This window comes from Streptomyces sp. NPDC003393 (assembly GCF_053589015.1).
In genome coordinates, this window is record NZ_JBSFRB010000010.1 from 141648 (window position 1) to 163935 (window position 22288).

Below are 22288 nucleotides of genomic sequence, written 5' to 3' on the forward strand. Positions count from 1 at the left end.
GTGGCCGTGTCGTCTTCTCCCTCGACACGGCACGAACACGCGTGTGGCACACATGACGACGCACACCGGTCGTCGAGGAAGGCGGATGCAGGGCATGAGCGTGATCAGCTGGATCATCCTGGGGCTGTTGGCCGGGGCCATCGCGAAGTTCCTGCTGCCGGGCCGCGATCCGGGCGGCTTCATCGGCACGACCCTCATCGGTGTCGCGGGCGCGTTCATCGGCGGCTGGATCTCGGCGCGCTGGCTGCACCACCCGATCAGCAAGCACTTCTACGACGGCGCCACCTGGGTGGCGGCGATCGGCGGCTCGCTGGTGCTGCTGATCGCCTACCGCATCCTGTTCGGCAACTCACGGGACTGAGCCCGAAGCGCGCCCCGCGGACACGAGAGGGCGGACACCGGCCCACGGTGCCCGCCCTCTTTCATGTCTCTCGTACGGTCGCGCGACCTCGTATGTCTGTACGGACTACCGGTAGTTCACGAACTGCAGCGCGAAGTCGAAGTCCTTGCCCTTCAGCAGGGCGATCACGGCCTGAAGGTCGTCGCGGCTCTTGGAGCTGACCCGCAGCTCGTCGCCCTGGACCTGGGCCTTCACGCCCTTGGGGCCTTCATCGCGAATGATCTTCGCCACCTTCTTGGCGTTCTCCTGGGAGATGCCCTCCTCGATGGAGGCGAAGATCTTGTATTCCTTGCCGGAGAGCTGAGGCTCGCCGGCGTCCAGGGCCTTCAGCGAGATGCCCCGCTTGATCAGCTTGGACTGGAAGACGTCGAGGACGGCCTTCACCCGGTCCTCGGAGTTCGCCTCCATGAGGATCTTGTCTCCGGACCACGAGATCGAGGCACCCACGCCCTTGAAGTCGTAGCGCTGCGAGATCTCCTTGGCGGCCTGGTTGAGGGCGTTGTCGACCTCCTGCCGCTCGACCTTCGAGACGATGTCGAAACTGGAGTCGGCCATGTCCTGTGGCTCCTTGTATCGGGGTCTGTCGGAGTGTGTCGGGTGCGTGCGAAGTGCGTACGACTCGCGTACGCGTCGCCTGCCGGCGGGCGTGGGGAAGCCGCCGAGGCGGATCTTCGGATCCCCGGCCGCATCCGCACCAGCCTAGCCACCCCCTGCTTCCGTGGCGCGGATCAATCGGGTGGCGAAGCACCCCTGCGTATCGGGTATTGTTTACGTCGTTGCCAGGGAGCGCCGTCGAAAGGCGGTTCGAACGGCAGCAAACCCGGCGGTGTGCCCGAGCGGCCAAAGGGAGCAGACTGTAAATCTGCCGGCTCAGCCTTCCCAGGTTCGAATCCTGGCGCCGCCACACTGGGGAAGACCCCCTCCGGACTGCGGAAACGCAGAAGCGGAGGGGGTCTCTTCTTTGTCCGCCTCGATCCGCTCGTGCGCGCGGGCGCACTTTCGAGGTTCAGAGGGTGGTCTTCCGTGAATCGTGGAGCTCACGCACCGTCATGTGATCACCGATCCGCCGAAGTGCCCTCCGGCGCACGGAGCTCAGCGCGCGGACGTGGGTGAACGCTCCCGGCCGTAGACCGGACAACGCGTGATGCGCAGGTCTCGGGTCCCGATGGAGCCTGACGGCGGGGAAGTGCCGCGTGGTCGCGGTCGCCGGGTCCTCGGCGCATCCGGAACGTGACCGGTCCGTGACTGACAGCTCCTATGGTGGCGAACCATGGGAGTGCGCCTGCACAGACGCCGGCTCCGCACACTGGCGACGGCCGCGACCGCCACACTGGCCGCGTTCACGCTGGCCTCCTGCTCCCCGCCGCAGCGGGAACTCGTCGGCGTCCGCCCGACGGCGGACGGTGGCGCCATCGCCTTGCTGCGGCCTTGCGGGGAAGACCGCGTGGCCTCCGTCGACGTGCTGGGTTCGGTCATCAGCGACGACCCCGAGGACCCCGTGGAGGACCTCACGTCGTGGGAGGTGAGATCACCCCGGTCCGCCCGAGGCCCGGAGGGGATCCGGCTCTTCCACACGCCCGACGGCTGGATGGGCGACCCGGCGCCGCTGGGTGACCAGCGGCTCAAGGCGACCCACAGCTACTCGGTCGACTTCGTCGTGGCCTCCGGTGGTCGCGTCGGCTACCGCGGCGTCGTCCACTTCACCCCAGCCGACCTGGCGCGACTGGAACCGGGCCAGGTCTGGGCCGGCGACCGGGCCATGACCGTCGAGGAGTTCCGGAAGCACACCGACCAGGAGTGCGACGACGGCTGGTTCTGAGGCGGTCGGACCTGACTGCGCACGGCGACCGTTCGGGAGCCGTCCGGGCGGGGGCACTCCCAAGTCGTCGAGTCCTGGAGCCCCGTGGACGGCGAGTCCTTCGCCACCTGACGGGCGCCGACCGTGGGGAGACGCGGGTCACATTCAACCGTGTCACAGGAAGGCCGGGTCATCTCGTCTCAGGGGTGTAGCCACCGACGACCACAGAGGAGCACACCATGGACGCGCGACTGAACTACTTCACCAGCCCGACCGCGGGCAAGGCTCTGAAGCACTTCATGTCGGCGGGCAAGGCGCTCAAGGACTCGCCACTGCCGGATGCGACGCAGGAGCTGGTGGCGCTGCGCGTGAGCCAGATCAACGGCTGCGCCGCCTGCATCGACATGCACACCAAGGAGGCCGCGGCGGCCGGCGAGACCCCGGTGCGGCTGAACCTGGTCGCGGCGTGGCGGGAGGCCACGGTCTTCACCGAGGCCGAGCGTGCCGCGCTGGAACTGGCGGAGGAGGGAACCCGGGTCGCGGACGCGGCCAGGGGCGTCAGTGACGAGGTGTGGGCGTACGCCGCCAAGCACTACGACGAGGAACAGCTCACCGCTCTGGTGGTCCTGGTCTCCTTCATGAACGCGGTGAACCGGCTGAACATCATCACCCAGCAGCCGGCCGGCAACTACGAGCCCGGACAGTTCCACTGAACGGCATCAGCGACCGGCTCGGGGTCCGGCTGTGGGCTCCGGGCCCGGACTCGGTGCCGGTGTCGTGACCACCGGTGGCCCGGGCGATCACAGACGATGTCCGGGCCGGCGAGCGCGGCCAGTGGCAGGGTGCACGGGAGGAGACGCGTCGTGAACAAGGTCGGGGAGTTCGAGGAGTTGCGGCCGCTGCTGTTCTCGATCGCCTACCGGATCCTGGGCAGCGTGGCCGAGGCCGAGGACGCGGTGCAGGAGACGTGGCTGCGCTTCGACGGCTCGGCGACCCAGGTCGCGTCGGCCAAGGCGTTCCTGTCGGCCACGGTGACGCGGATCTCGGTCGACGTGCTGCGCTCCGCGCGGGTGAGGCGGGAGGAGTACGTGGGCCCGTGGTTCCCCGAGCCGCTGCTCAGCGATCCGTATCAGGATCCGGCGCGTTCGGCGGAGCTGGCCGACTCGGTGTCGATGGCGGCGCTGCTGCTCCTGGAGCGGCTCAGCCCGTTGGAGCGGTCGGTGTTCGTCCTGCGTGAGGTGTTCGGCTTCGGGTTCGGCGAGGTCGCCACGGCGGTGGGGCGGTCGGAGGCGGCATGCCGGCAGTTGCTGGTACGGGCACGGCGGCACATGCAGGCCCGACGGCCACGGTTCGAAGCGGACCGTCAGGAGCGGCAGGAGTTGGCGACACGGTTCTTCGACGCGCTGAAGAACGGTGACGTGGGCGGGTTGCGGGATCTGCTGGCCGCCGACGTCCAGCTGGTCGGGGACGGCGGCGGCAAGGCCCCGCAGCTCGCCAAGGCCGTCAGCGGCACCGAGAACGTGGCCCGGCTGCTCGCCTCCGTCTTCCCCCTGTTGGCCCGGGTCGACGTGACGTTCGAGCCGCACGAGATCAATGGGCAGCCCGGCGCGATCTTCCGCGACCGGGACGGCAAGGTACTGCACATCCTGGCCCTCGAGGTGCTCGACGGGCGGATCCGGACCATTCGCTCAGTGATCAATCCCGACAAGCTCGGCCACCTCGGACCGGTCGCCGACGCCTGGGCCATCGACCGCGAGGTGAAGCAGGCCCGCAGACAGCCGACGTGACCTCGGACCGGCGTGGGCCGACTCGTCGATCGGTCGGACAACTCCTGGAGGACAGCACTCCGTTCGGCCGAGTCGTGCGAGCTTCAAGGGACCTGAGGGCCTGAAGGCTGGATCGAGTCGCGGTTGCGAACCGCACATGTCCTTCGCCCCCAGGAGACCTACTCCGCCGGCCCCGCCGCGAATCGGGGAAGTCTCCTCGGAGTTTCGCTTCCGCTCAGTTCCCCGCCACCGACTTCACCGCCACCGACACCGGAGTCGAGCCGCTGACGAGTTCCAGGGTCAGGCCGGCCGTCGCCGGGGTGTCCACCAGTTCGGCCAGGACGGTGGCCACGTCGTCGCGGGGGACCGAACCGCGGCCGGTGTGCGCCTCCAGACGGACCTGGCCCGTGCCCGGCTCGTCCGTCAGTGAACCGGGGCGCAGGATCGTCCAGTCCAGGGCGTCCTGGGCGCGCACGTGGTCGTCCGCGGCGCCCTTGGCGCGCAGGTACACGTCGAAGACCTCGTCGCCCTGGTGCCGGGCGTCCGCGCCCATGGACGACACCACCAGGTGGCGCCGGACGCCCGCCAGGACCGCCGCGTCCGCGAACAGCACCGCCGCGCCCTTGTCCACCGTGTCCTTGCGGGCCGCGCCGCTGCCCGGGCCCGCGCCCGCCGCGAAGACGGCCGCGTCCGCGCCGCGCAGCCGTTCGGCGACCTCCTCCACCGAGGCCGACTCCAGGTCCAGCACGATCGGTTCGGTGCCGGCCGCCCGCAGGTCGTCGCCCTGTTCGGCGCGGCGGATGAGCCCCGCCACCTCGTCTCCGCGCGCGGCGAGCAGCCGCTCCAGCCGCAGCGCGATCTGACCATGACCACCAGCGATGACGATGCGCATGTCTCCGACCGTACGCCCGGACGGCCCCGTCCGCCGCACGACCGGAGGCGGCATCCCCGCATCGCTGCCCCCGGCGGCCCGCTACGACAGCTCGCCCCGCCCCTGCCGCGGCAGCCCCAGCTCCACCGAGGCCGCCGAGTCGCAGAACTCGCGCACCGCGCTGGTCCGTGCGACCACGCGCCCCTGGTGCACCACGATCCGGCTGTACCCGAGCGACAGCGCCCCCGCGAGCCGTTCGCCGCGCACGGCGAGCAGTTCGGCGGGGAAACCCGCCTCCACGCGCACCGCGGGCAGGCCCAGCACCGCGCGGGCCGACGCGCTCACCACTTCGTACGCGTCCTCGGGGCGCAGGCCGTCGTGCGCGGCCAGCAGGTAGGCCGCCTCCAGCGGGTCGCCGCGCCCCACCGGGTTCGACACGTCCCGCAGCGCGCCGCTGCCCGCGGCCACCCGTACGCCGGCCGCCCGCAGCAGCCGTACCGGGGCCGTTCCCGGACCCTCCGCGCCCGCGCAGCCGCCCTGCGGCAGGCACACCACCGCCACCCCGGCCGCGGCCAGTTGCTCGGCGGCGCGTGCGGCCGCCTCGGCGGGCAGCCGGGACAGGCCGCCGCACGGGCCGAGCGTCACTCCCGGGCGCAGCCCTCCCGCCATCGCCGCGATGCGGGCCAGGCGGGCCGGGTCCGTGCCGTCGGTGTGCAGGTCGACCGGGCGGCCGTGTTCGGAGGCGACCTCCAGGACCGCCTCCACATAGCCGACGGGGTCGGGATCCACGTCAGGGCAGCCGCCCACCACGCACGCGCCCATCTTGACCGCGTCCCGCAGCATCGCCAGCCCGTCCGCGCCGGCCGCGCCGGTCAGTACGCGCGGCACCGCCACGGTCGTCAGCTCGGTGAGTCCGCGCAGCGCCCGGCGCGCCCGCAGGACCGCCCGCAGGGCGCCCAGTCCCTGTACGTCGCCCACACGCACGTGCGCGCGCAGGGCGGTCGCCCCGTGGCCAAGCTGGAGCAGGGCGGCCTCCGTCGCCCGCCGCTGGACGTCCTCCGGGTCGTACGACACGGGGCCGTCGCTGTCGGCGGTCAGCGCGGTGTCGGCGTGGGCGTGCGGCTCCGCCGGGGCCGGCAGGAGCAGATAGCCGCTGAGGTCCAGACGGGCGCCGCCGTCCCGCGGAGCACCCCTGCCCGGCCGGCTCGGCCCGTCCGGCTCCCCCGCTTCCCCCGGATGCTCCGGTTCTCCCTGGTCCCCCGGTTCCCTCGGCTCACCCCCTGTGCCGGACCGGGCGGACGTGTCGAAGGCGCCGGTTCGGACCGGGCCACCGCCGGGGCTGCGGCCGAGGCTGCCCGCCGTGCCGACCGCCTCGATGCGTCCGCCGGCCAGTCGTACGTCCACGGTGCGCCCGTCGGTCAGCCGGGCCCCGCACAGCAGCAGGCCGTCCGGTTCCGGCGGGCCGCCGGAGGGGCCGTGCGGGGAGGACGAGTGGGGCGGCTGTGGCTGACCGGGGGGCATCGCACTCCAGGTACGACAGGCGAGGGCTGGCGGGAGACGAGGGACAGGGGTCCGAGCGGACTCGGGACGCAAGATCACACAGGGTGCGTCGAGCCTATGGCCGGCGCCCGGCGGGAGGGGGGAGGGACGCAATAGTCGTACCGGTGTGGCCGGGTCACCGGGGGCCTCGGGTCCGACGCGGGGGAGCGTGGAACGGATTTGGGCGAACGGCCGCGGACCGTGTAATGTCTTCATCGCTCGCCCCAATAGCTCAGTCGGCAGAGCGTCTCCATGGTAAGGAGAAGGTCAACGGTTCGATTCCGTTTTGGGGCTCTGATGTGAGAGGTTCCCGCCGCGAGGCGGGGCCCGATCGCATCGCAGCGGTGTAGCTCAGTCGGTAGAGCAAGCGGCTCATAATCGCTGTGTCACCGGTTCAAGTCCGGTCACCGCTACTCACAGTAGCCGATTGCGGGGTCGGTCCTTCGATCGGCTACTCTTTCTTGCGTTGAATACCTACCCGTTCGTCAAGGAGCACTCACGTGGCTGCCACCGACGTCCGCCCGAAGATCACGCTGGCCTGCGTGGAGTGCAAGGAGCGGAACTACATCACCAAGAAGAACCGGCGTAACAACCCGGACCGTCTTGAGATGAAGAAGCACTGCCCGCGTTGCAACGCGCACACCGCGCACCGCGAGACGCGATAAATCAGGCTCGGACATGAGGCCGCCCCCGCAACAGGGGGGCGGCCTCATGTTGTTTCATCGCCTCATCGGCTCGGTTTCACCGGGCTCTTCGAGCAGGCCGGTCCGGTCCGATCCATCCGCACGACCACAGCTGACACCAGGAGGTGCCGAGCCATGGCGCTCGACCAGTCCTTCGTGGGGCGGTCCTACCCGCCCACCGCCCCCTACGAGGTGGGCCGGGAGAAGATCCGCGAGTTCGCGGAGGCCGTGGGGGACGCCAACCCGGCGTACACGGACCCGGAGGCGGCCAAGGCGCTCGGCCACTCGGATGTGATCGCCCCGCCGACCTTCGTCTTCGCGATCACCTTCAAGGCCGCCGGGCAGGTCGTCCAGGACCCGCAGCTCGGTCTCGACTACAGCCGTGTGGTGCACGGCGACCAGAAGTTCGCCTACACCCGGCCGGTGCGGTCCGGCGACCGGCTGACCGTCACCTCCACCATCGAGGCGATCAAGTCCCTGGCCGGCAACGACATCGTGGACATCCGCGGTGAGGTGCACGACGAGGCGGGCGAGCACGTCGTGACCGCATGGACCAAGCTGGTGGCCCGCGCGGCCGAGGAGGCGTGAGGAACCGATGACGGCGAAGATCGCCTACGACGACGTCGAGGTCGGCACCGAGCTGCCGGCCCGGACCTTCCCCGTGACCCGCGCCACCCTCGTGCAGTACGCGGGCGCGTCCGGGGACTTCAACCCCATCCACTGGAACGAGAAGTTCGCCAAGGAGGTCGGGCTGCCGGACGTGATCGCGCACGGCATGTTCACCATGGCCGAGGCCATCCGCGTCGTCACCGACTGGGCGGGCGACCCGGGTGCCGTCGTGGAGTACGGCGTGCGCTTCACCAAGCCCGTCGTCGTCCCCAACGACGACAAGGGCGCCCTGATCGAGGTCGTCGGCAAGGTCGCGGCCAAGCTCGACGACAACACCGTGCGGGTCGACCTGACCGCGACCAGCGAGGGCCAGAAGGTCCTCGGGATGTCCCGCGCGGTCGTACGGCTGGCCTGACGCGCCGCCCCGCGGGCGGGTCGTCGGCGTACGGGACCGTCAGCGGGGTCTCGTAGTCTTGGGCGCGTGCAGGAACTCCACGACGCGCCCCTGGCCCCGCTGACCACCTTCCGGCTGGGCGGCCCCGCGACCCGGCTGATCACCGCGACCACCGACGCCGAGGTGATCGCCGCCGTCCGCGAGGCCGACGCCGCCGGCACGCCGCTGCTGGTGATCGGCGGCGGCTCGAACCTGGTGATCGGCGACAAGGGCTTCGACGGTACCGCCCTGCGCATCGCCACCCGCGGCTTCGAACTCCGCGGCACGACGCTGGAACTGGCCGCCGGCGAGGTGTGGACCGACGCGGCCGCCCGTGCCGTCGAGGCGGGACTCGCCGGCATCGAGTGCCTGTCCGGCATCCCGGGCTCCGCGGGCGCCACCCCGATCCAGAACGTCGGGGCGTACGGCCAGGAGGTCTCCGCGACCATCACCGAGGTCGTCGCCTACGACCGCACGGCCGGCGAGACGGTGACCCTGGCCAACGAGGAATGCGCGTTCTCCTACCGCCACAGCCGCTTCAAGGCCGAGCCCGAGCGGTACGTCGTCCTGCGCGTCCGCTTTCGACTGGAGGACGCCGGCGGACTGTCGGCGCCCGTCAAGTACGCCGAGACGGCGCGCGCGCTGGGCGTGGCGGCGGGCGACCGGGTGCCGCTGGCCACCGCCCGTGACACGGTGCTGAAGCTGCGCGCCGGGAAGGGCATGGTGCTGGACCCCGAGGACCACGACACGTGGTCGGCCGGGTCCTTCTTCACCAACCCGATCCTCACGGACGCCGGCTTCGCCGCGTTCCGCGCGCGGGTGCGGGAGCGGCTGGGCGAGGGCGTCGAGCCGCCCGCGTACCCGGCCGTTGCGGGGCACACCAAGACCTCGGCGGCCTGGCTGATCGACAAGGCGGGCTTCACCAAGGGCTACGGCACCGGCCCGGCCCGGATCTCCACCAAGCACACCCTCGCGCTCACCAACCGCGGCGGGGCGACCACCGAGGACCTGCTGGCCCTGGCCCGCGAGGTCGTGGCCGGCGTCCACGAGGCGTTCGGCATCACCCTGGTGAACGAGCCGGTGACGGTGGGCGTGAGCCTTTGACGGTCTCCGGCGGGAAAACGCCGCCGGCCGGCCTCAGTAGGCCACCCCGACGCCCTGCTTCACCGTCGCCGGGTCGTCGAGCATGGCCAGCATCGCGTGGGCCACGTCCGCACGGGCGATGAAGCGGCCGTGCGGCGGGAAGCCGCCGACGACCGTGCGGTAGGTGCCGCTCAGGGGCTTGTTCTGGAGGCGCGGCGGGCGGACGACCGTCCAGTCCGTGGCGCTGCGGGCCAGCTCGGCCTCCATCTCGCGCAGATCGGCGTAGACGTCCTTCAGCAGCGCCGAGATCATCTTGCGCGCCGCCCGGTCCAGGGCGCCGCCGCCGGCCGGCTCGGGGCCCACCGGGCCCGCGCTGACCACGAGCAGCCGCCGAACCCCTTCCGCCTCCATCGCGCCCAGCACCGTACGGGTGAGCCGGGTCGCCACCCCGGCGTCCTTGCGGCTGCGGGCGCCGAGCCCGGACAGCACCGCGTCCCGGCCCGCCACGGCCGGACGCGCGGCCTGAGCGGAGGCGAGGTCGGCGCGGAACACCTCCAGCCCCTCGCCGGTCACGGTCAGCCGGGCCGGGTCGCGGACGACGGCGGTCACCCGGTGTCCGGCGGCCAGCGCCTGCCGGACGATCTCCAGGCCGATGCCGCCCGTGGCGCCGAAGACGGTGAGGTTCATGGTGGCTCTCCTGCTTGCCCGAGGTCGGTGTGTGCGGTGTGTCGCCCTCCAGGGTGAGTAAATACTCACCCACCCACCCACCCGCACGCGCGCACGCTGTTCCTGTCCGGGGGCCGGGAGGTGTTCGCCGAGACCGCCGCCGGCCTCGCCCACGCGGCGGGCTTCGGGCCCGGGCGGAAGCGCGTCGCCGAAGGGCGCCCGGCGTTCATGACGGGGCTGCCGCTGGCCCAGCCGCCCGGCGACGGGCACCCCTTCGAGGTCCTCGTCTGCTTCACGCCCTGTCCGCCGTACGCCCACTTCAGGCGGCCGGGCGAACCAGCCAGTCGTCCACGTCCGCCAGCAGCGTCTTCTTCGTCTCCTCGGGCGCGGCCGAGGCGCGTACGGACTGACGGGCCAGCTCCGCCAGCTCCGCGTCGCTGAAACCGTGGTGGTGACGCGCGATCTCGTACTGGGCGGCGAGCCGCGAGCCGAAGAGCAGCGGGTCGTCGGCGCCCAGGGCCATCGGCACACCCGCCTCGAACAGGGTCCGCAGCGGGACGTCCTCGGGCTTCTCGTAGACACCGAGGGCGACGTTCGACGCCGGGCACACCTCGCAGGTCACGCCCCGGTCGGCGAGGCGCTTCAGCAGCCGCGGGTCCTCCGCCGCGCGCACTCCGTGGCCGATCCGGTGCGCGTCCAGGTCGTCCAGGCAGTCGCGGACCGAGGCGGGCCCGGTCAGCTCCCCGCCGTGCGGCGCCGACAGCAGGCCGCCCTCACGCGCGATGTGGAAGGCGCGGTCGAAGTCCCGGGCCATGCCGCGGCGTTCGTCGTTGGACAGGCCGAAGCCGACGACACCCCGGTCGGCGTAGCGCACCGCGAGCCGGGCCAGGGTGCGCGCGTCCAGCGGGTGCTTCATACGGTTCGCGGCGACCAGGACGCGCATCCCGAGCCCCGTGTCCCGCGACGCCGTCTCGACCGCGTCCAGGATGATCTCCAGCGCCGGGATCAGCCCGCCCAGCCGCGGGGCGTACGAGGTCGGGTCGACCTGGATCTCCAGCCAGCCCGAACCGTCCCGGGTGTCCTCCTCGGCGGCCTCCCGCACCAGCCGCCGGATGTCCGCCGGCTCCCGCAGACAGGAACGCGCCGCGTCGTACAGCCGCTGGAAACGGAACCAGCCCCGCTCGTCGGTCGCCCGCAGCCTCGGCGGCTCCCCGCCGGTCAGGGCCTCCGTCAGGGCCTCGGGCAGCCGTACGCCGTACTTGTCGGCCAGTTCCAGCAGGGTGGTGGGCCGCATCGACCCGGTGAAGTGCAGGTGCAGATGTGCCTTCGGCAGCTCAGAGAGATCACGTACACGCTCCATTCCAGGATCCTGCCCCACATCCCCCACGGCCCGGTAGCCGTTTCCCCGTACGTGGTCTTGCGCGCACAGACGTGCGGGCCGCCTCCCGGAGGGAAACGGCCCGCACACGCGCGTGGGAGGTTCAGTCCCGCGCCTCGGCCAGCAGCTTCTGGATCCGGCTCACGCCCTCCACCAGGTCCTCGTCACCGAGGGCGTAGGACAGGCGCAGGTAGCCGGGCGTGCCGAAGGCCTCGCCCGGGACGACCGCGACCTCGGCCTCCTCCAGGATCAGCGCGGCCAGCTCGACCGTGTTCTGCGGGCGCTTGCCGCGGATCTCCTTGCCGATCAGCGCCTTGACCGACGGGTAGGCGTAGAAGGCGCCCTCCGGCTCCGGGCACACCACGCCGTCGATCTCGTTCAGCATGCGCACGATGGTCCGGCGGCGCCGGTCGAAGGCCTCACGCATCGTCGCGACGGCCTCCAGGTCGCCGGAGACGGCGGCGAGGGCGGCCACCTGTGCGACGTTCGACACGTTCGAGGTGGCGTGCGACTGCAGGTTGGTCGCGGCCTTCACGACGTCCTTCGGGCCGATGATCCAGCCCACCCGCCAGCCGGTCATGGCGTACGTCTTCGCCACGCCGTTGACCACGATGCACTTGTCGCGCAGCTCGGGGAGCAGCGCGGGCAGGGACACGGAGACGGCGTCGCCGTAGACCAGGTGCTCGTAGATCTCGTCGGTGAGCACCCACAGGCCGTGTTCCACGGCCCAGCGGCCGATCGCGTCGGTCTCGGCCTCGGAGTAGACCGCGCCGGTCGGGTTGGACGGGGAGACGAAGAGGACGACCTTGGTCCGCTCCGTGCGGGCGGCCTCCAGCTGCTCGACCGTGACCCGGTAGCCGGTGGTCTCGTCGGCGACGATGTCGACCGGGACACCGCCGGCCAGGCGGATCGACTCCGGGTACGTCGTCCAGTACGGCGCGGGCACGATGACCTCGTCGCCCGGGTCGAGGATCGCGGCGAAGGCCTCGTAGATCGCCTGCTTGCCGCCGTTGGTGACCAGGATCTGGGAGACGTCCGGCTCCCAGCCGGAGTCGCGCAGCGTCTTGGCGGCGATCGCGGCCTTCAGCTCGGGCAGGCCGCCGGCCGGGGTGTACCGGTGGTACTTCGGGTTCTTGCAGGCCTCGACGGCGGCTTCGACGATGTAGTCGGGGGTGGGGAAGTCGGGCTCACCGGCGCCGAAGCCGATCACCGGACGCCCGGCGGCCTTGAGGGCCTTCGCCTTGGCGTCCACGGCGAGGGTGGCGGACTCGGAGATCGCGCCGATTCGGGCGGAGACCCGGCGCTCGGTGGGAGGGGTTGCAGCGCTCATACCGCCATCGTTCCAGACCCCGAACGCCCCGGGCACGCGGGTTTCACGGACTGAACAGCAGCGGTCTAACCCCTGAACAGCCGTCCGGTTCCGCCCCCCGGCAGCCCCGGGGCCCACCCCGAACTTCCTTTCGGCGAGCAGCGAAGAACACTTTCTGTTCGACGACCGGCTCCGGACCACGTACACTCTCACCTCGTTGGCCTTCAGCAGCCGCCGCCGCACCCGGTGCCCGCAAGGACACCGGGCACACGCTCGGATGCGGTACGTTGGGGGACACGCAAAGGGTCGTAGCTCAATTGGTAGAGCACTGGTCTCCAAAACCAGCGGTTGGGGGTTCAAGTCCCTCCGGCCCTGCTACACACACCATCGCCAGGATGTGTGCGCATGTACGTACAGCAATCTGCACCGCCGTGCGGCTCGACCGGGCGCGGCACGGCCACGACCCGGAATCAGGTGAGGACGAATGACGGACGCCGTAGGCTCCATCGACACGCCTGATGCCCAGGACGTCACGGAGTCCAAGAAGAAGCCCCGTAAGGGTGGCAAGCGCGCCAAGAAGGGCCCGCTGAAGCGCCTCGCGCTCTTCTACCGACAGGTCATCGCGGAGCTCCGCAAGGTCGTCTGGCCCTCGCGTAACCAGCTGACGTCCTACACCACCGTGGTGATCTTCTTCGTGGCCATCATGATCGCCCTGGTGACCGTGATTGACTATGGGCTCAACCACGCGGCCAAGTACGTCTTCGGCTGAGCCAAGAGCGAAGGGCGCCGTGGTTACCGGCGCCCGTTTTCGCATGTTCCACCCCTATGTATCCAGGAAGAAGCAGCCACCGTGTCTGACCCGAACCTGAACGACGCCATCGAGCCGACCGAGTCCGTGGATGACGAGCTCGACACCGTCGAGGGTGCGGACGAGGCCGAGGCTGCCGAGGCCGCCGCGGGGGAGCCGGCCGAGGAGGCCGCCGACCACGTCGAGGAGCAGGCCGCCGAGCAGGAGGCCGCCGAGGGTGAGGCCGAGGAGGAGGCCGGCGCCGAGGAGCCCGAGCTCGACCCGGTCACCAAGCTCCGCGAGGAACTGCGCACGCTGCCCGGCGAGTGGTACGTGATCCACACCTACGCCGGCTACGAGAAGCGCGTGAAGGCCAACCTGGAGCAGCGCGCCGTCTCGCTGAACGTCGAGGACTTCATCTACCAGGCCGAGGTGCCCGAGGAAGAGATCGTCCAGATCAAGAACGGCGAGCGCAAGACCGTCCGGCAGAACAAGCTGCCCGGTTACGTGCTCGTCCGCATGGACCTGACGAACGAGTCCTGGGGCGTCGTCCGCAACACGCCGGGCGTCACCGGCTTCGTCGGCAACGCCTACGACCCCTACCCGCTGTCCCTGGACGAGATCGTGAAGATGCTCGCCCCGGAGGCGGAGGAGAAGGCCGCCCGCGAGGCCGCCGAGGCCGAGGGCAAGCCGGCTCCGCAGCGCAAGGTCGAGGTCCAGGTGCTGGACTTCGAGGTCGGCGACTCGGTCACCGTCACCGACGGCCCGTTCGCCACCCTCCAGGCGACCATCAACGAGATCAACGCCGACTCGAAGAAGGTCAAGGGCCTGGTCGAGATCTTCGGCCGCGAGACCCCGGTCGAGCTCTCCTTCGACCAGATCCAGAAGAACTAGTCTCGTACTGGTTCGTTCTGGACGAACCGCTTCCGAACAGGTCAGGCGGGCTGCCTCAGCCCGTCTGACCTGCTCGGTTTCAAGCCGCACAGCTATACCCGTTATCGTTGTGCGGTATGCCTGCGTCAGGGTCGCGACTCGCGCGGGCATGGACCCGAATGAAAGGACCCGGAGAGCAATGCCTCCCAAGAAGAAGAAGGTCACGGGGCTCATCAAGCTCCAGATCCAGGCCGGCGCCGCCAACCCGGCCCCGCCGGTCGGTCCGGCGCTGGGTCAGCACGGCGTCAACATCATGGAGTTCTGCAAGGCCTACAACGCCGCGACCGAGTCGCAGCGCGGTTGGGTCATCCCGGTGGAGATCACGGTCTACGAGGACCGCTCCTTCACCTTCATCACCAAGACTCCGCCGGCCGCCAAGATGATCCTCAAGGCCGCGGGCGTGGAGAAGGGCTCCGGCGAGCCGCACAAGACCAAGGTCGCCAAGATCACCGAGGCGCAGGTCCGCGAGATCGCCCAGACCAAGCTGCCCGACCTCAACGCCAACGACCTGGACGCCGCCGCGAAGATCATCGCCGGCACCGCCCGTTCCATGGGCGTCACCGTCGAGGGCTGATCCTCCCCGTAGTACGTATGCGGCCCTGATCGCCGATCGAGGTGCCGCACGTGGCAGGGCCTGCTCGGCCCGTACCACGACTCCTCATCAAGAACCCCAGGAGCAGTTGTGAGCAAGCGCAGCAAGGCTCTCCGCGCTGCGGACGCCAAGGTCGACCGGGAGAAGCTGTACGCCCCGCTCGAGGCCGTCCGTCTCGCCAAGGAGACCTCCACGACCAAGTTCGACGGCACCGTCGAGGTCGCCTTCCGTCTGGGTGTCGACCCGCGCAAGGCCGACCAGATGGTCCGTGGCACCGTGAACCTTCCGCACGGCACCGGTAAGACCGCCCGGGTCCTGGTCTTCGCGACCGGTGACCGTGCCGAGGCCGCGCGTGCCGCGGGCGCCGACATCGTCGGTGCCGACGAGCTGATCGACGAGGTGTCGAAGGGCCGTCTGGACTTCGACGCCGTCGTCGCCACCCCCGACCTCATGGGCAAGGTCGGCCGCCTCGGCCGTGTGCTCGGTCCCCGTGGTCTGATGCCGAACCCCAAGACCGGCACCGTGACCCCGGACGTCGTCAAGGCTGTCAACGACATCAAGGGCGGCAAGATCGAGTTCCGCGTCGACAAGCACTCGAACCTGCACTTCATCATCGGCAAGACGTCGTTCGACGACTCCAAGCTGGTGGAGAACTACGGCGCCGCGCTGGAGGAGATCCTCCGTCTGAAGCCGTCCGCCGCCAAGGGCCGCTACATCAAGAAGGCTGCCATCAGCACCACGATGGGCCCCGGCATCCAGATCGACCCGAACCGCACCCGCAACCTTCTCGTCGAGGAGGACCCGGCCGCGGTCTGAGCCCCCCAGCTCGCCCGAAGTCGGCGACGAGCCCCGCAACCGTTCCGGTGCGGGGCTCGTCCTCTGTCTGTGGGACTTCTGTCCTGTGAGACTCCTGTGCGGTTCCCCGCACGGCTGTCGGCACCCTGCGCAGGCGCGCGGGGCAGAGATCACTTAGGGGTGGGACGAATGGGCAACAGGACCGTGCGCCGGACGACGCTCTCCGTCGCGGTGGTGGCCGCGCTCACGGGGGTGGCCGCCTGCGGCTCCGGTTCCTCCGGCGGGGACGGCAAGGCGGACGGCGGGGGCGTGACGCACGTCAGCCCCATCGCGGCCCTGCGCACGGCCGCGGACTCCACCGCCGAGGCCGACTCCGCCAAGGTCGAGAGCACGACCAGCGTCGGCGACCTGATGTCCATCAAGGGTGCCGGCAGCCTCGCCTGGAGCGACGGCCTGACCGGCACGCTGACGCTCACCTACACCGGCGGCCGGATGGCGGACGTGATGCGGGAGGCCGGGAGTACGTCGATGCAGGCCCGGTACCTGTCCGACGCCTACTACGCCAGGATGAGTGAGAAGTTCGCCGAGCAGGCGGGCGGCGGCAAGCACTGGGTGAGGTACGGCTACGAGGACATGGCCCAGCTCGGCGGCGGCTCCGGGGCGTACATCAAGGACCAGCTGCAGAACAGCACGCCGAACCAGTCCGTCAAGCTGCTGCTGGCCTCCGGAGACGTGAACAAGGTCGGTGAGGAGCAGGTCCGCGGCACGCACACCACGCACTACCACGGCACCGTGAACGTCGCCGACTTCGCCGGCAAGAGCAGCAAGAGCCTCTCCGAGAGCCAGCTCGCCGATCTGAAGAAGCAGCTCGACCAGGCGGGCGTCACCACCGAGACCGTCGACCTCTGGATCGACGACCGGAACCTGCTGGTGAAGAAGACCGAGCGGGGCGAGTCGGCCAACGGCGCCGTGGCCAGCACCGCGTACTACTCGGACTACGGGGTGAGGGTCGCCGCCGAGGCGCCCCCGGCCGGGGACACGGTGGACTTCAAGGACGTGATGAAGGCGCAGGGCGCCGCGGGCACGGGTTCCTGACCCCGCCCCTGCCCGGTCACGCCCGTACGGCCCGGCGCGGGCCGTACGGGCGGATTTGCTCTCGCCCGCCCCGTTCCCGTAATCTCCTTCCCGAAGCCAAAGACCGCTGGTCGTTGCCGCGTGCTCGCCAGAGCCGCGGTGGCCGAAGGATCCGCTGAAAATGCGGGCGACCCGCGCAGGTGACAGTGGAAGAACTCCCGGAGTGCCCGCCCATCGCGTGTTCGCCGGTCGAGTCCGCCCCGTGCGCCTGCGCCGGGGCGTTTCGTTTTCCCCAGTCCTCCTTCGGGTCCGCGCGGTCCGAATCACCCGGAAGGAGGCCGAGGCTCTATGGCGAGGCCCGACAAGGCTGCCACGGTTGCGGAGCTGACGGACAAGTTCCGCAGCTCCAACGCCGCCGTGCTGACCGAGTACCGCGGTCTCACCGTGGCGCAGCTCAAGACGCTGCGCCGGTCGCTCGGTGAGAACGCCCAGTACGCCGTGGTGAAGAACACGCTGACCAAGATTGCGGCCAACGAGGCCGGGATCACGCTGGACGACCAGCTCTTCGCTGGTCCGACGGCCGTCGCCTTCGTCACCGGTGACCCGGTGGAGTCGGCGAAGGGTCTCCGTGACTTCGCCAAGGACAACCCGAATCTCGTCATCAAGGGCGGTGTCCTTGACGGCAAGGCGCTGTCCGCCGACGAGATCAAGAAGCTTGCGGACCTCGAGTCCCGCGAGGTTCTGCTCAGCAAGCTGGCCGGTGCCATGAAGGGCAAGCAGTCGCAGGCTGCCTCCCTCTTCCAGGCGCTGCCGTCGAAGCTCGTCCGCACCGTGGACGCGCTGCGCGCCAAGCAGGCCGAGCAGGGCGGTGCCGAGTAACTCGGCTCGCTTTCTGACCCAGGCCGCCTGAGGCGGCAGGGGTCACAGCGGGCCGACGTACGCCCGCCATTCATGTACATCCGGCACCAGCCGAATTAGTGGAAGGATCGCCCATCATGGCGAAGCTCAGCCAGGAAGACCTGCTCGCGCAGTTCGAGGAGATGACCCTCATCGAGCTCTCCGAGTTCGTGAAGGCGTTCGAGGAGAAGTTCGACGTCACCGCCGCCGCGGCCGCCCCGGTCGTCGTCGCCGGTGGTGCCGCCGGTGGCGCCGCCGCCGAGGCCCCCGAGGAGAAGGACGAGTTCGACGTCATCCTCGCGGGTGCCGGCGACAAGAAGATCCAGGTCATCAAGGTCGTGCGCGAGCTGACCTCCCTCGGTCTGAAGGAGGCCAAGGACCTGGTCGACGGTGCGCCGAAGCCGGTCCTGGAGAAGGTCAACAAGGAGGCCGCGGACAAGGCCAAGGAGGCCCTCGAGGGCGCCGGCGCCTCCGTCGAGGTCAAGTAAGACCTCTCGGAGTCGCAGCGACTCCCCGCGCGCTGAACACGGCCCGACGGGGCTGTAACGCGAACGCCCCGAAGAGCGATCATCCAACCGGGTGGTCGCTCTTCGGCGTTCCCGGGGGCGGCTGTGGCGGCCTTGCACGCGCGATCGGGAGGGGTATGGTGATCTTCGTCGTGCCTCGAGAGGCCCCCGGAGGCAGGCTGCAAGTGACGATGGCAGCATCCGGTCGGGGCATGGGGGGCCTTGACGAACCGCACGCAGCGCGCAATTCTCAGGACGCGTCGTCACAAGGATCCGAATCCGAGGCATGGATCGACGGCGAAGAGGGCAGTATCAACGTGCGTTGAGGGCAGCAGGCCGCAGGCGGTGACGACAACGAGGGTCTCGAAGAACCGGCACTGGACATCAGTGGGCCAAGTGGCTACACTGACCCTTTGCGCTGCCTGTTAGCTGTCCCCTGCCCGTCACCAGGGGCATGCCCTCACCCGAGCATCGACGACCGGACCACGCCCGACCTGGCCTGTTGGCCACATGGGGCACCGTCTGTCCCGATGTCTGGGAGAGGGGCCGGTACGCGCGTAGTGAGTCCGAGCCCTCGGAAGGACCCCCTCTTGGCCGCCTCGCGCAACGCCTCGACCGCGAATATGAACAACGGCGCCAGCACCGCCCCGCTGCGCATCTCCTTTGCAAAGATCAAGGAGCCCCTCGAGGTTCCGAACCTTCTCGCGCTGCAAACCGAGAGCTTCGACTGGCTGCTCGGCAACGACGCGTGGAAGGCTCGCGTCGAGGCGGCTCTGGAGTCCGGTCAGGACGTCCCCACCAAGTCCGGTCTGGAGGAGATCTTCGAGGAGATCTCCCCGATCGAGGACTTCTCCGGGTCGATGTCGCTGACGTTCCGCGACCACCGCTTCGAGCCCCCCAAGAACTCGATCGACGAGTGCAAGGAGCGCGACTTCACGTACGCTGCCCCGCTCTTCGTCACGGCCGAGTTCACCAACAACGAGACCGGCGAGATCAAGTCCCAGACCGTCTTCATGGGCGACTTTCCGCTCATGACGAACAAGGGCACCTTCGTCATCAACGGCACCGAGCGTGTCGTGGTGTCGCAGCTGGTCCGTTCCCCCGGTGTCTACTTCGACTCCTCCATCGACAAGACCTCCGACAAGGACATCTTCTCCGCCAAGATCATCCCGTCCCGGGGCGCCTGGCTGGAGATGGAGATCGACAAGCGCGACATGGTCGGTGTCCGCATCGACCGCAAGCGCAAGCAGTCGGTCACCGTCCTGCTCAAGGCGCTCGGCTGGACCAACGAGCAGATCCTCGAGGAGTTCGGCGAGTACGAGTCGATGCGCGCCACCCTGGAGAAGGACCACACCCAGGGCCAGGACGACGCGCTGCTCGACATCTACCGCAAGCTGCGCCCGGGCGAGCCCCCCACGCGTGAGGCCGCGCAGACGCTGCTGGAGAACCTCTACTTCAACCCCAAGCGCTACGACCTCGCCAAGGTCGGCCGCTACAAGGTCAACAAGAAGCTGGGTGCGGACGCCCCGCTGGACGCGGGCATCCTGACCGTCGAGGACGTCATCTCGACGATCAAGTACCTGGTGAAGCTGCACGCCGGCGAGACCGAGACCGTCGGTGACGCCGGCGGGACGATCGTCGTCGAGACCGACGACATCGACCACTTCGGCAACCGCCGTCTGCGCAGCGTGGGCGAGCTCATCCAGAACCAGGTCCGCACCGGCCTGGCCCGCATGGAGCGCGTCGTCCGCGAGCGCATGACGACCCAGGACGTCGAGGCGATCACGCCGCAGACCCTGATCAACATCCGGCCGGTCGTCGCCTCCATCAAGGAGTTCTTCGGCACCAGCCAGCTGTCCCAGTTCATGGACCAGAACAACCCGCTCTCCGGGCTGACGCACAAGCGGCGTCTGTCCGCGCTGGGCCCGGGTGGTCTCTCCCGTGAGCGGGCCGGCTTCGAGGTCCGTGACGTGCACCCGTCGCACTACGGCCGCATGTGCCCGATCGAGACGCCCGAAGGCCCGAACATCGGTCTGATCGGCTCGCTCGCCTCCTACGGCCGGGTCAACGCGTTCGGTTTCGTCGAGACCCCGTACCGCAAGGTCGCGGGCGGCCAGGTCACCGACGAGGTCGACTACCTGACCGCCGACGAGGAGGACCGCTTCGTCATCGCGCAGGCCAACGCCACGCTCAACGACGAACTCCGGTTCGCCGAGGCGCGTGTCCTGGTCCGCCGCCGTGGCGGTGAGGTCGACTACGTCAGCCCCGAGGACGTCGACTACATGGACGTCTCGCCGCGCCAGATGGTGTCGGTCGCGACCGCCATGATCCCGTTCCTGGAGCACGACGACGCCAACCGTGCCCTGATGGGCGCGAACATGATGCGCCAGGCCGTCCCGCTCATCAAGAGCGAGGCCCCGCTCGTCGGCACCGGCATGGAGTACCGCTCCGCCGTCGACGCCGGCGACGTCGTCAAGGCCGAGAAGCCCGGTGTGGTCCAGGAGGTCTCCGCGGACTACATCACCACGGCCAACGACGACGGCACGTACATCACGTACCGCCTGGCCAAGTTCTCCCGCTCCAACCAGGGCACCTCGGTCAACCAGAAGGTCATCGTCTCCGAGGGCGACCGCGTCATCACGGGCCAGGTGCTCGCCGACGGCCCGGCCACCCAGAACGGCGAGATGGCGCTCGGCAAGAACCTGCTGGTCGCGTTCATGCCGTGGGAGGGTCACAACTACGAGGACGCGATCATCCTGTCGCAGCGCCTCGTGCAGGACGACGTCCTCTCCTCGATCCACATCGAGGAGCACGAGGTCGACGCCCGTGACACCAAGCTCGGCCCCGAGGAGATCACCCGGGACATCCCGAACGTCTCCGAGGAGGTCCTCGCCGACCTCGACGAGCGCGGCATCATCCGCATCGGCGCCGAGGTCATCGCCGGCGACATCCTGGTCGGCAAGGTCACCCCGAAGGGTGAGACCGAGCTGACGCCGGAGGAGCGCCTGCTGCGCGCGATCTTCGGTGAGAAGGCCCGTGAGGTCCGTGACACCTCGCTGAAGGTGCCGCACGGCGAGACCGGCAAGGTCATCGGCGTGCGCGTCTTCGACCGCGAGGAGGGCGACGAGCTGCCGCCGGGCGTGAACCAGCTGGTCCGCGTCTACGTCGCGCAGAAGCGCAAGATCACCGACGGTGACAAGCTCGCCGGCCGCCACGGCAACAAGGGTGTCATCTCCAAGATCCTGCCGATCGAGGACATGCCGTTCCTGGAGGACGGCACCCCGGTCGACATCATCCTCAACCCGCTGGGTGTCCCGTCCCGAATGAACCCGGGACAGGTCCTGGAGATCCACCTCGGCTGGCTCGCCAGCCGCGGCTGGGACGTCTCCGGCCTCGCGGAGGAGTGGGCGCAGCGCCTCCAGGCGATCGGCGCCGACCAGGTCGACCCGGGCACGAACGTCGCGACCCCCGTCTTCGACGGTGCGCGCGAGGACGAGCTCGCGGGTCTGCTGCAGCACACCATCCCGAACCGGGACGGCGAGCGCATGGTGCTCCCGACCGGCAAGGCGCGGCTGTTCGACGGCCGTAGCGGTGAGCCGTTCCCGGACCCGATCTCGGTCGGCTACATGTACATCCTGAAGCTGCACCACCTGGTCGACGACAAGCTGCACGCCCGCTCGACCGGTCCGTACTCGATGATCACCCAGCAGCCGCTGGGTGGTAAGGCCCAGTTCGGTGGCCAGCGGTTCGGTGAGATGGAGGTGTGGGCACTCGAGGCATACGGTGCCGCCTACGCCCTCCAGGAGCTGCTGACCATCAAGTCCGACGACGTCACCGGCCGTGTGAAGGTCTACGAGGCGATCGTCAAGGGCGAGAACATCCCCGAGCCCGGCATCCCCGAGTCCTTCAAGGTGCTCATCAAGGAGATGCAGTCTCTCTGCCTGAACGTGGAGGTGCTGTCCAGCGACGGTATGTCCATCGAGATGCGCGACACCGACGAGGATGTCTTCCGCGCCGCGGAGGAGCTCGGCATCGACCTGTCCCGGCGCGAGCCGAGCAGCGTCGAAGAGGTCTGACGGGAGTCCGGCCGGGGCCCTGACCCACCAGGGCCCCGCCGACCCCCAGGCCCCCGTTTCAGACCACAGACTTAACGACCCTGAGAGGGATTG

Annotated in this window: 22 protein-coding genes and 4 tRNA genes; 20 read left to right on the forward strand and 6 right to left on the reverse strand. The window is 69.8% G+C overall.

What is annotated here, in order from left to right; genetic code table 11:
- Window positions 1-94: 94 nt before the first annotated feature.
- Window positions 95-361 carry a GlsB/YeaQ/YmgE family stress response membrane protein gene (locus ACWDUZ_RS13480; RefSeq protein WP_451631966.1) on the forward strand — a complete coding sequence of 89 codons (267 nt, stop codon included), beginning with the start codon at window positions 95-97 and terminating at the stop codon, window positions 359-361.
- 105 nt (window positions 362-466) lie between these two features.
- Here the strand turns inward: ACWDUZ_RS13480 and ACWDUZ_RS13485 are convergent, their stop codons facing one another.
- Window positions 467-955: a YajQ family cyclic di-GMP-binding protein gene (locus tag ACWDUZ_RS13485; protein ID WP_019756392.1), complete on the reverse strand. Its 489-nt coding sequence runs from the start codon at window positions 953-955 to the stop codon at window positions 467-469.
- Between the two features lie 267 nt (window positions 956-1222).
- On the opposite strand from ACWDUZ_RS13485, the gene ACWDUZ_RS13490 reads away from it, so the two are divergent.
- The 4 genes from ACWDUZ_RS13490 to ACWDUZ_RS13505 all read left to right on the forward strand — a co-directional run bounded on the left by ACWDUZ_RS13490 (window position 1223) and on the right by ACWDUZ_RS13505 (window position 3985).
- Window positions 1223-1304, forward strand: a tRNA-Tyr gene (locus tag ACWDUZ_RS13490).
- A gap of 366 nt (window positions 1305-1670) precedes the next feature.
- Window positions 1671-2219 (forward strand): hypothetical protein, encoded by a 549-nt coding sequence (locus ACWDUZ_RS13495; RefSeq protein WP_451631967.1) that lies wholly within the window; start codon window positions 1671-1673, stop codon window positions 2217-2219.
- Window positions 2220-2437: 218 nt separating this feature from the next.
- Window positions 2438-2911, forward strand: a complete 474-nt coding sequence (locus ACWDUZ_RS13500; protein WP_451631968.1) for a carboxymuconolactone decarboxylase family protein — start codon at window positions 2438-2440, stop codon at window positions 2909-2911.
- Between the two features lie 150 nt (window positions 2912-3061).
- Window positions 3062-3985: an RNA polymerase sigma-70 factor gene (locus ACWDUZ_RS13505; RefSeq protein WP_451631969.1), complete on the forward strand. Its 924-nt coding sequence runs from the start codon at window positions 3062-3064 to the stop codon at window positions 3983-3985.
- A gap of 214 nt (window positions 3986-4199) precedes the next feature.
- Here ACWDUZ_RS13505 and ACWDUZ_RS13510 read toward each other — a convergent pair whose 3' ends face one another.
- Together ACWDUZ_RS13510 and ACWDUZ_RS13515 are read right to left on the reverse strand one after the other, a co-directional pair.
- The gene (locus ACWDUZ_RS13510; RefSeq protein WP_451631970.1) at window positions 4200-4856 is read right to left on the reverse strand and encodes an SDR family oxidoreductase; all 657 of its coding nucleotides are present in this window, start codon (window positions 4854-4856) and stop codon (window positions 4200-4202) included.
- Window positions 4857-4937: 81 nt separating this feature from the next.
- Window positions 4938-6356, reverse strand: a complete 1419-nt coding sequence (locus ACWDUZ_RS13515) for a hydrolase (RefSeq protein ID WP_451631971.1) — start codon at window positions 6354-6356, stop codon at window positions 4938-4940.
- Between the two features lie 239 nt (window positions 6357-6595).
- Between ACWDUZ_RS13515 and ACWDUZ_RS13520 the strand changes: the two genes are divergently transcribed.
- The 6 genes from ACWDUZ_RS13520 to ACWDUZ_RS13545 all read left to right on the forward strand — a co-directional run bounded on the left by ACWDUZ_RS13520 (window position 6596) and on the right by ACWDUZ_RS13545 (window position 9203).
- Window positions 6596-6668 (forward strand) — tRNA-Thr (locus ACWDUZ_RS13520).
- A gap of 46 nt (window positions 6669-6714) precedes the next feature.
- Window positions 6715-6787, forward strand: a tRNA-Met gene (locus tag ACWDUZ_RS13525).
- An 87-nt stretch (window positions 6788-6874) separates the two neighbouring features.
- The gene (gene rpmG / locus ACWDUZ_RS13530; protein WP_003948671.1) at window positions 6875-7039 is read left to right on the forward strand and encodes a 50S ribosomal protein L33; all 165 of its coding nucleotides are present in this window, start codon (window positions 6875-6877) and stop codon (window positions 7037-7039) included.
- 153 nt (window positions 7040-7192) lie between these two features.
- Window positions 7193-7645 carry an FAS1-like dehydratase domain-containing protein gene (locus ACWDUZ_RS13535; RefSeq protein ID WP_451631972.1) on the forward strand — a complete coding sequence of 151 codons (453 nt, stop codon included), beginning with the start codon at window positions 7193-7195 and terminating at the stop codon, window positions 7643-7645.
- Window positions 7646-7652: 7 nt separating this feature from the next.
- Window positions 7653-8081 (forward strand): MaoC family dehydratase, encoded by a 429-nt coding sequence (locus ACWDUZ_RS13540; protein WP_451631973.1) that lies wholly within the window; start codon window positions 7653-7655, stop codon window positions 8079-8081.
- Between the two features lie 66 nt (window positions 8082-8147).
- Window positions 8148-9203, forward strand: coding sequence for a UDP-N-acetylmuramate dehydrogenase (locus ACWDUZ_RS13545; RefSeq protein ID WP_451631974.1), 1056 nt, complete (start codon window positions 8148-8150; stop codon window positions 9201-9203).
- Window positions 9204-9236: 33 nt separating this feature from the next.
- On the opposite strand, the gene ACWDUZ_RS13550 is transcribed toward ACWDUZ_RS13545, so the two are convergent.
- The 3 genes from ACWDUZ_RS13550 to ACWDUZ_RS13560 all read right to left on the reverse strand — a co-directional run bounded on the left by ACWDUZ_RS13550 (window position 9237) and on the right by ACWDUZ_RS13560 (window position 12556).
- On the reverse strand, window positions 9237-9869 hold the full coding sequence (locus tag ACWDUZ_RS13550) for an NAD(P)-dependent oxidoreductase (protein WP_451631975.1): 633 nt from the start codon (window positions 9867-9869) through the stop codon (window positions 9237-9239).
- A gap of 298 nt (window positions 9870-10167) precedes the next feature.
- Window positions 10168-11208, reverse strand: coding sequence for an adenosine deaminase (locus ACWDUZ_RS13555; RefSeq protein WP_451631976.1), 1041 nt, complete (start codon window positions 11206-11208; stop codon window positions 10168-10170).
- A 121-nt stretch (window positions 11209-11329) separates the two neighbouring features.
- A complete protein-coding gene (locus ACWDUZ_RS13560; RefSeq protein ID WP_451631977.1) occupies window positions 11330-12556 on the reverse strand; it encodes a pyridoxal phosphate-dependent aminotransferase in 1227 nt (408 codons plus the stop codon).
- Between the two features lie 281 nt (window positions 12557-12837).
- Here ACWDUZ_RS13560 and ACWDUZ_RS13565 point away from each other — a divergent pair.
- From ACWDUZ_RS13565 to rpoB, 9 genes are all read left to right on the forward strand, one after another.
- Window positions 12838-12910 (forward strand) — tRNA-Trp (locus ACWDUZ_RS13565).
- 109 nt (window positions 12911-13019) lie between these two features.
- Complete coding sequence (gene secE / locus ACWDUZ_RS13570; RefSeq protein WP_451631978.1) at window positions 13020-13304, forward strand: preprotein translocase subunit SecE; 285 nt, start codon at window positions 13020-13022, stop codon at window positions 13302-13304.
- 81 nt (window positions 13305-13385) lie between these two features.
- A complete protein-coding gene (gene nusG / locus ACWDUZ_RS13575) occupies window positions 13386-14216 on the forward strand; it encodes a transcription termination/antitermination protein NusG (protein ID WP_451631979.1) in 831 nt (276 codons plus the stop codon).
- Between the two features lie 178 nt (window positions 14217-14394).
- Window positions 14395-14829 carry a 50S ribosomal protein L11 gene (gene rplK, locus ACWDUZ_RS13580; RefSeq protein WP_019756559.1) on the forward strand — a complete coding sequence of 145 codons (435 nt, stop codon included), beginning with the start codon at window positions 14395-14397 and terminating at the stop codon, window positions 14827-14829.
- Window positions 14830-14937: 108 nt separating this feature from the next.
- The gene (gene rplA / locus ACWDUZ_RS13585; protein WP_389828239.1) at window positions 14938-15663 is read left to right on the forward strand and encodes a 50S ribosomal protein L1; all 726 of its coding nucleotides are present in this window, start codon (window positions 14938-14940) and stop codon (window positions 15661-15663) included.
- A 168-nt stretch (window positions 15664-15831) separates the two neighbouring features.
- Window positions 15832-16737, forward strand: a complete 906-nt coding sequence (locus ACWDUZ_RS13590) for a hypothetical protein (RefSeq protein ID WP_451631980.1) — start codon at window positions 15832-15834, stop codon at window positions 16735-16737.
- A gap of 327 nt (window positions 16738-17064) precedes the next feature.
- Window positions 17065-17595: a 50S ribosomal protein L10 gene (gene rplJ, locus ACWDUZ_RS13595; protein ID WP_451631981.1), complete on the forward strand. Its 531-nt coding sequence runs from the start codon at window positions 17065-17067 to the stop codon at window positions 17593-17595.
- A gap of 116 nt (window positions 17596-17711) precedes the next feature.
- On the forward strand, window positions 17712-18101 hold the full coding sequence (gene rplL, locus ACWDUZ_RS13600; protein ID WP_451631982.1) for a 50S ribosomal protein L7/L12: 390 nt from the start codon (window positions 17712-17714) through the stop codon (window positions 18099-18101).
- 608 nt (window positions 18102-18709) lie between these two features.
- Complete coding sequence (gene rpoB, locus ACWDUZ_RS13605) at window positions 18710-22195, forward strand: DNA-directed RNA polymerase subunit beta (RefSeq protein ID WP_451631983.1); 3486 nt, start codon at window positions 18710-18712, stop codon at window positions 22193-22195.
- The last annotated feature ends 93 nt before the right edge of the window (window positions 22196-22288 follow it).

Bases quoted from the DNA above. Each gene is read 5' to 3' on its own strand.
- ACWDUZ_RS13535 (WP_451631972.1), top strand. From the start codon at position 7,193: ATGGCGCTCGACCAGTCCTTCGTGGGGCGGTCCTACCCGCCCACCGCC.
- ACWDUZ_RS13560 (WP_451631977.1), bottom strand. From the start codon at position 12,556: ATGAGCGCTGCAACCCCTCCCACCGAGCGCCGGGTCTCCGCCCGAATC.
- ACWDUZ_RS13510 (WP_451631970.1), bottom strand. From the start codon at position 4,856: ATGCGCATCGTCATCGCTGGTGGTCATGGTCAGATCGCGCTGCGGCTG.
- ACWDUZ_RS13485 (WP_019756392.1), bottom strand. From the start codon at position 955: ATGGCCGACTCCAGTTTCGACATCGTCTCGAAGGTCGAGCGGCAGGAG.
- rplL (WP_451631982.1), top strand. From the start codon at position 17,712: ATGGCGAAGCTCAGCCAGGAAGACCTGCTCGCGCAGTTCGAGGAGATG.
- rplK (WP_019756559.1), top strand. From the start codon at position 14,395: ATGCCTCCCAAGAAGAAGAAGGTCACGGGGCTCATCAAGCTCCAGATC.
- secE (WP_451631978.1), top strand. From the start codon at position 13,020: ATGACGGACGCCGTAGGCTCCATCGACACGCCTGATGCCCAGGACGTC.
- ACWDUZ_RS13480 (WP_451631966.1), top strand. From the start codon at position 95: ATGAGCGTGATCAGCTGGATCATCCTGGGGCTGTTGGCCGGGGCCATC.
- ACWDUZ_RS13495 (WP_451631967.1), top strand. From the start codon at position 1,671: ATGGGAGTGCGCCTGCACAGACGCCGGCTCCGCACACTGGCGACGGCC.
- ACWDUZ_RS13555 (WP_451631976.1), bottom strand. From the start codon at position 11,208: ATGGAGCGTGTACGTGATCTCTCTGAGCTGCCGAAGGCACATCTGCAC.
- rplJ (WP_451631981.1), top strand. From the start codon at position 17,065: ATGGCGAGGCCCGACAAGGCTGCCACGGTTGCGGAGCTGACGGACAAG.
- ACWDUZ_RS13550 (WP_451631975.1), bottom strand. From the start codon at position 9,869: ATGAACCTCACCGTCTTCGGCGCCACGGGCGGCATCGGCCTGGAGATC.
- ACWDUZ_RS13500 (WP_451631968.1), top strand. From the start codon at position 2,438: ATGGACGCGCGACTGAACTACTTCACCAGCCCGACCGCGGGCAAGGCT.
- ACWDUZ_RS13515 (WP_451631971.1), bottom strand. From the start codon at position 6,356: ATGCCCCCCGGTCAGCCACAGCCGCCCCACTCGTCCTCCCCGCACGGC.
- ACWDUZ_RS13540 (WP_451631973.1), top strand. From the start codon at position 7,653: ATGACGGCGAAGATCGCCTACGACGACGTCGAGGTCGGCACCGAGCTG.
- ACWDUZ_RS13590 (WP_451631980.1), top strand. From the start codon at position 15,832: ATGGGCAACAGGACCGTGCGCCGGACGACGCTCTCCGTCGCGGTGGTG.